Genomic DNA, 6,026 nt, shown 5'->3' with positions numbered 1-6,026 from the left:
GGCTGCACTCCTACAATCATCACCGCGGACACACCGCACTCGGCGGCCAACCACCCGCCAGCCGCGTCCCCAACCTCACGGGTCAGAACACCTAGCTCGGGCACCTGCCAATCGAAGTAGGACGAACACGCTCGCGCGACTGGCTGCCCGAGCCAACTGGCTGGCATCGGAGTCGAGGTCTGAGGGTGGTTCTACTTGTAACGACGTCATGCAGGGTATCCCTAATCGAAGCCGATACACGGAGAGCGCGTCATGTGATGGCTGCGCGGATGCCAATCAGCAGCACGTCGCCCAAGAGGATCAAGGCAGCGCCGATGGCGAGCATGCGAGAAGAGGCTGCTGGCTCGCGTGACGTCATGGAGCGGATGACGAACGCCGCGCCGACCAGGTTGACCGGACCACCGATGAACACGGGGACTAACTCGTTGCCTGCTGCGCCGGGGTCGGTCGCGAGCAGCGTGAAGCTCAGAATTGGCATGAACGCGAGGAAGAGCAGGCCTAGACCGCTGTACCAGCGCAACTGACATGTCGCGTCGATCATTAAGCGATGTCTTCCTTCGCGTCATAGTCTCGTGGTCGCACCATGGTCGCGATGAGTGAGATCTAGTGGTCCGCGATGAGATCGAATGAGATCGACAGCAAAGCACAGAACCCCCGCCGGTCCTGCGTTCGCGCAGGTCAGCGGAGGTTCTTGCTGCTCAGGATCGAGCGGAGGGCGTGGGATTCGAACCCACGATGAGTTTCCCCATACCGGTTTTCAAGACCGGCGCCATCGGCCACTAGGCGAGCCCTCCCGATGTTGCTGTCTCAGTTTGCCAGACGGTGGGGGTGGTGTCGGCAGGCACTCGCCCAGGAACTTGTATCAAGGTTGCGAAAATGGGTCTGAGCTGCTGAAACGTTTTCCCCTGACGCAGGCGTGACGGTTGACACGACATCGACGTGGATGTTTATTGTTCACCGCCTTTACCGTTTCCCGGCCTAGGCCCCCACCTCCGGCAAGGGAGTCCCCAGTCATGTTCAAGAAGATCGGTTGGGCTGCTTCGGCGGCCCTGGTCGCCTCGGCGGCCGCTCTGGTCGCGCCGCAGGCGTCGTATGCCGCGGGCGAAGCCGTGAACGTCTATCTGACCACCACCAGCGACAGCGGCGGTCGCGTCGTCTCGCGCGGGCTTCAGCAGCAGGCGCCGATCGCGTTCGGTGGCGGGTCGGGCAGCGCCAACCAGACGATCACCGTCAACGAGAACACCACCTACCAGCAGTTCGAAGGGGCCGGCGCCTCCTTCACCGACACCGCCGCCTTCGACATCCGGGGCAGCGGCGCCCTGTCGGCCGCCACCCAGAACGAGGTGCTGACCAAGCTCTTCAGCCCGTCCGCCGGCATCGGGGTCAGTGCCCTGCGCAACGTCATCGGGTCGTCCGATCTGGCGCAGAACAATTTCTCGTACGACACGACCTGCTGCGACCTCAACGACTTCTCGCTCGGCCGGGACGCCGATGTGATGGCCCTGACCAAGCAGGCCGTCGCCCTGAACCCGTCGATGTTCGTGATGGCCTCGCCCTGGTCGGCACCGCCGTGGATGAAGGACAACAACGCGTACAGCCAAGGCTGGTTGCAGTCGCAGTACTACGCGGCCTACGCCCAGTACTTCGTGAAATACATCCAGGGCTACCAGTCCCAGGGCGTACCGATTCGCTACGTCACCGCGCAGAACGAGCCGACCTGCTGTGCCGGCTACCCGTCGATGCAGTGGAACGCGGCCGGCCTCCAGTACTTCTCCAAGACCAACCTGCTGCCCGCCCTTCAGGGCGCCGGGCTGAGCACGAAGCTGCTGGTCGGCGACTGGAATTTCGACACGTACGACACCTGGGTGGCGCCGCTGCTCGCCGACACCGCGATTCGCAACCACCCGAACTTCGGCGGCGTCGCCTGGCACGACTACGGCGGCAACCCGTCCACGGCCACCGCCGTACACAATCAATATCCGCAGGTGAACGCCTACATGACCGAGCACTCGGGCGGCACCTGGGTGACCGACCAGCACGCCGAGGACATGGGCGACCTGATCGACTACTTCCGCAACTGGGGCCGCAGCTGGACGAAGTGGTCGATGGCCGTGGACGAGAACATGGGCCCCCACAACGGCGGCTGCGGCACCTGCACCGGGCTGGTCACCGTGCACCGCAACGATGCCCGGCGGGGGCAGGTCGACTACACCGTCGAGTACTACACGATGGGCCATCTGACGAAGTTCGTCCGGCCCGGCGCGGTGCGGATCGACTCCTCGGCCAACGGCACCGTGCCCAACGTCGCCTTCCGTAACACCGACGGTTCCAAGGCCCTGATCGCCTACAACACGAGCGGCGGCACCCAGAGCGTCAAGGTGAACTGGGGCGGTCAGTCCTTTGTGTACGCTCTGCCGGCTCGGACCTCCGCGACCTTCACGTGGTCCGGAACGCAGGGCGGAGTGACCGGCGGAACCATCAAGGGCCTGGGTGGGAAGTGCCTGGACGTGACCGGCGGCTCGACCGCGAACGGCAACCAGCCGCAGCTGTGGGACTGCACCGCCGGCAACACCAACCAGCAGTGGACCCGCAACGCCGACGGCACCATCAGCGGGCTCGGCAAGTGCCTGGACGTGGCCAACAACGCGACCACCGACGGCGCCGCGGTGCATCTCTGGGACTGCATCGGGACCGTCACCAGTCAGAAGTGGACGGTCACGCCGGGCGGGGACATCGTCAACACCGCCTCGGGCAAGTGCCTCGACGTCAAGGACAACAGCACGGTCAACGGCGCGAAACTGCAAATTTGGGCCTGTACGGGCGCCGCGAACCAGAAATGGTCTCTCTGAGTTTTCTGTCGTACCCCTCGGGCACGATAGGGGTATGCACGCGATCGTGATCGAGGACAAGAAGCTCGCCCTCCGCGAGGTGCCCGACCCGGTGCCGGCGGAGGGCGAGGTCGTTGTCGACGTCACCGCCGCCGGCGTCAACCGGGCCGACGTCTCTCAGCGCCAGGGTTTCTACCCGCCGCCACCCGGCGCCTCGGCCTATCCGGGGCTCGAGTGCGCCGGCGTGATCAGCGCGGTCGGTTCCGGCGTGACCGGCCGCCATGTGGGCGAGCGGGTCAGCGCCCTGCTGTCCGGCGGTGGTTATGCACAGCGGGTGGCCGTCCCCGCCGGGCAGCTCCTGCCCGTGCCGACCGGCCTGTCGCTGCACGAGGCGGCGGCGCTGCCGGAGGTCAGCTGCACGGTCTGGTCGAACTCGATCGATCGCGACCGGTTGCGCAAGGGCAAGACGTTCCTGGTGCACGGCGGCGGCAGCGGCATCGGCACGTTCGCGATCCAGCTCGGCCACGCCCTGGGCGCCCGGGTCATCACCACCGCCCGCGCGAGCAAGCACGACCGGCTCCGCGAGCTCGGCGCCGACCTGTGCGTCGACTACACGACCGACGATTTCGTCGCCGCCACCAAGGACTTCACCGATGGCGTCGGCGTCGACGTGGTGCTCGACATCGTCGGGGCGAAATATCTCGCCCGCAACATCGAGGCCCTCGCCCCGAACGGCCGGATCACGGTCATCGGCATGCAGGGCGGCCGTACGGCCGAGCTCGACCTCGGGTTGCTGATGGCCAAGCGGGGCTCGGTCTCGTCCACGTCGTTGCGGGCCCGGCCGCTCGCCGACAAGGCGCGCATCGTCTCCGCCGTCGCCCGCGACGTCTGGCCGCTGGTCGAGGCCGGCGCCATCAAGCCGATCATCCACACCACGATGCCGCTCGCCGAGGCGGCCGAGGCGCACCGTCTCATGGAGTCGAGCGATCACCTGGGCAAGATCCTGCTGGTGCCGTGATCGAAGGCTCCGAGGGGGAAGTTACCACCTTCGGGTGACGGATCCGGGGTCTTTATGACAGGTTGGTCCGGATTTGCGGCGTGGTGACGTCGCCGGGGCCCGTGGGCGGCACAGCATGAGGGCCGCACTCGACCCAGGCCCCGGGAGGTCTCATGACCGACACGCCGTTGCGCCCCGCACGTGCTCCACTGGCGGAGATGGATCATCCGCCGGCCGAAGAACGGCCCCGGGGTAGACGCCGGTGGCCGTGGCTGGTGGGCGCGGCCGTCGCCGTGGTCGCCGCCGGTACGGCGGCGTACGCCGTGACCCGCGACGGCCCGGCCCCCGCGCCCGCGCCGCCGTCGGCCTTCGAGGGCCATTTCGAACTCACCGTCACCGGCAGCCGGTGCGGCGTGCCGTCGGTCGGCCCGCAGGATCTTCCGCAGCGCGCGGCGGGTCAGTTCTGCCTGGTCGACGTGGCCATCCACAACACGGGGGCCGAGGCGGAACTGCTGGACCCGGGCGCCCAGCGCGCGATCGACTCCCAGGGCACCGAGCACCGCGTGGCCGAGCAGGCACTGGTCTTCCTCAACGAGCTTCAGCCCACGGTGCTCGAGGAGATCGCACCCGGGGGCACGGTGAACGGCGTCCTGCCGTTCGACGTTCCCGCCGGGGCGCAGCTTTCGGAACTGGTCCTGCACAGTGCGATGGACAGTCCCGGCGCTCGCGTTCCGGTCAGTTGACGCAGATCACGGGCATATTTCGGAAATCTAATTGAGTCGATCGACACCTCAAAAGTCCTTTCTTTCCTCGATTGGGCGAGGGTGATTGTGGGAAATCAGCCGCGAAACATTCCTGATGTGTGTTGGCATGGTCGACGGAATTAGCGAGATGTCCGGGTTCCCATTGCTGTGCGTCTAACGCACGGTGTCGACACGGCCGCGGTAATGCCACGTCGACAGGGATTCGCGCGAGTGCCCCGGGCCGATTTCGGAGGCAACACTGCATCGTCCGTCCCCGAGCCGGGCCTTGACCGCCGGCGCGTTAGCGCTGGCCGTCATCTCACCGGCCCTAGACCCTGCTGAGCACGCCGCCGAGGCAGTGCCGCCCGCCGAGCACGCTGGTTCCGACCAGACCGCCGCCGCTTTCGCGGCGACGGAAGCCGAGCGCAGCGCCGCCACCGAACGCGCCTCACGCGTCCACGAGCGCCGCACGACCGGTGAACGCCGGCCCGCCGCGACCCCGCTCGCTCTCCGCACGCTCGCCACCGGCACCCCCCTGCCGGAGATGAGCCCCGAAGCTTACGAGGAGGCCCGCCACGAGGCCGTCCAGGCCGCGGTCGCCCTGACCGTGGCCGACCAGCGTGAGGCCCTGCGCGGCCCGGCCGCCGAGGCCGCCGCCGAGGCCCGCGAAGCACTCCGCCACGGCCCGCAACCGCTCCGCGAGGGCCCCGAAGCCCTCGGCCACGCCGCCGGACCGCTCGACGGCACCGGCCTGGCAGGCAGTGTCGCCGGACCGCTCTACGCGGGCCCGGAAATGGTCCGGAGCGTGGTGCGGGCGCTGCCGGGCGTAGCCACGAACGATCCGGCCGCCGCCATCCGGAAGGCCGCCGCCATCCGGAAGGCCGCCGCCATCCGGAAGGCCGCCGCCCGGGTTGCGGCCATTCGCAGGGCAACCGCCAAGGCGGCCGCACGCGCCGCCCGCGCCGAGCGGAACGCCCGCGAACAGGCCCGCGAACAGGCCCGAGCCAGGGCACACAAGCGGGCCGTACGGGTCCGGGCCGTCACCCGCGCGGTGATCACCCGGCACACGACGGCCCGGCGGGCTCAGCGCGTCGTCCCGCTCGGCGGTGGCATGACCGCCGTCATCGCCTTCGCCCGCTCCCAGGTGGGCAAGCGCTACGTGCACGGCGGCACCGGCCCGTTCGGGTTCGACTGCTCCGGTTTCACCAAACGCGCCTACGCCCTGGCCGGAATCCACCTGCCGCATTCGTCCGGCGCGCAGGCGGCCCAGGCCCGCAGCATCTCGACCGGCGAGGCCCGGCCCGGCGACCTGGTCGTCGGACCCGGGCACGTGGGCATCTACATGGGCCGCGGGATGATGATCGACGCGGGCAACTCCCGCACCGGAGTCGTCTACCGCAAGCTCTATTCGGGCCTGCACGTCGAGCGCTTGAAATAGGGTCGCGCCCGCTCCGGGCG

General features: G+C 68.4%; 5 protein-coding genes and 1 tRNA gene. 4 read left to right on the top strand and 2 right to left on the bottom strand.

Annotated features, from left to right (window positions below; genetic code table 11):
• Positions 1-250: 250 nt before the first annotated feature.
• The gene (locus ACGFJ7_RS42670) at positions 251-541 is read right to left on the bottom strand and encodes a hypothetical protein (RefSeq protein ID WP_392647809.1); all 291 of its coding nucleotides are present in this window, start codon (positions 539-541) and stop codon (positions 251-253) included.
• 168 nt (positions 542-709) lie between these two features.
• Positions 710-794 (bottom strand) — tRNA-Ser (locus ACGFJ7_RS42665).
• A gap of 219 nt (positions 795-1,013) precedes the next feature.
• Here ACGFJ7_RS42665 and ACGFJ7_RS42660 point away from each other — a divergent pair.
• The 4 genes from ACGFJ7_RS42660 to ACGFJ7_RS42645 all read left to right on the top strand — a co-directional run bounded on the left by ACGFJ7_RS42660 (position 1,014) and on the right by ACGFJ7_RS42645 (position 6,006).
• A complete protein-coding gene (locus ACGFJ7_RS42660) occupies positions 1,014-2,849 on the top strand; it encodes a ricin-type beta-trefoil lectin domain protein (RefSeq protein ID WP_360247704.1) in 1,836 nt (611 codons plus the stop codon).
• 34 nt (positions 2,850-2,883) lie between these two features.
• Positions 2,884-3,846: an NAD(P)H-quinone oxidoreductase gene (locus tag ACGFJ7_RS42655; RefSeq protein WP_392647806.1), complete on the top strand. Its 963-nt coding sequence runs from the start codon at positions 2,884-2,886 to the stop codon at positions 3,844-3,846.
• Between the two features lie 254 nt (positions 3,847-4,100).
• On the top strand, positions 4,101-4,568 hold the full coding sequence (locus tag ACGFJ7_RS42650; protein ID WP_392647803.1) for a DUF4352 domain-containing protein: 468 nt from the start codon (positions 4,101-4,103) through the stop codon (positions 4,566-4,568).
• Between the two features lie 286 nt (positions 4,569-4,854).
• Complete coding sequence (locus ACGFJ7_RS42645) at positions 4,855-6,006, top strand: C40 family peptidase (protein ID WP_392647801.1); 1,152 nt, start codon at positions 4,855-4,857, stop codon at positions 6,004-6,006.
• Positions 6,007-6,026 lie beyond the last annotated feature (20 nt).

Origin of the sequence: Actinoplanes sp. NPDC048988, assembly GCF_043197815.1 — a bacterium.
Classification (GTDB): domain Bacteria; phylum Actinomycetota; class Actinomycetes; order Mycobacteriales; family Micromonosporaceae; genus Actinoplanes.
The sequence above is the reverse complement of the archived record's forward strand: the minus strand, read 5'-3'. Positions and strand labels throughout refer to the sequence as shown.

What these genes read in the sequence shown, in the direction of transcription:
- ACGFJ7_RS42655 (WP_392647806.1), top strand. Translation starts at nt 2,884, where the DNA reads ATGCACGCGATCGTGATCGAGGACAAGAAGCTCGCCCTCCGCGAGGTG.
- ACGFJ7_RS42660 (WP_360247704.1), top strand. Translation starts at nt 1,014, where the DNA reads ATGTTCAAGAAGATCGGTTGGGCTGCTTCGGCGGCCCTGGTCGCCTCG.
- ACGFJ7_RS42670 (WP_392647809.1), bottom strand. Translation starts at nt 541, where the DNA reads ATGATCGACGCGACATGTCAGTTGCGCTGGTACAGCGGTCTAGGCCTG.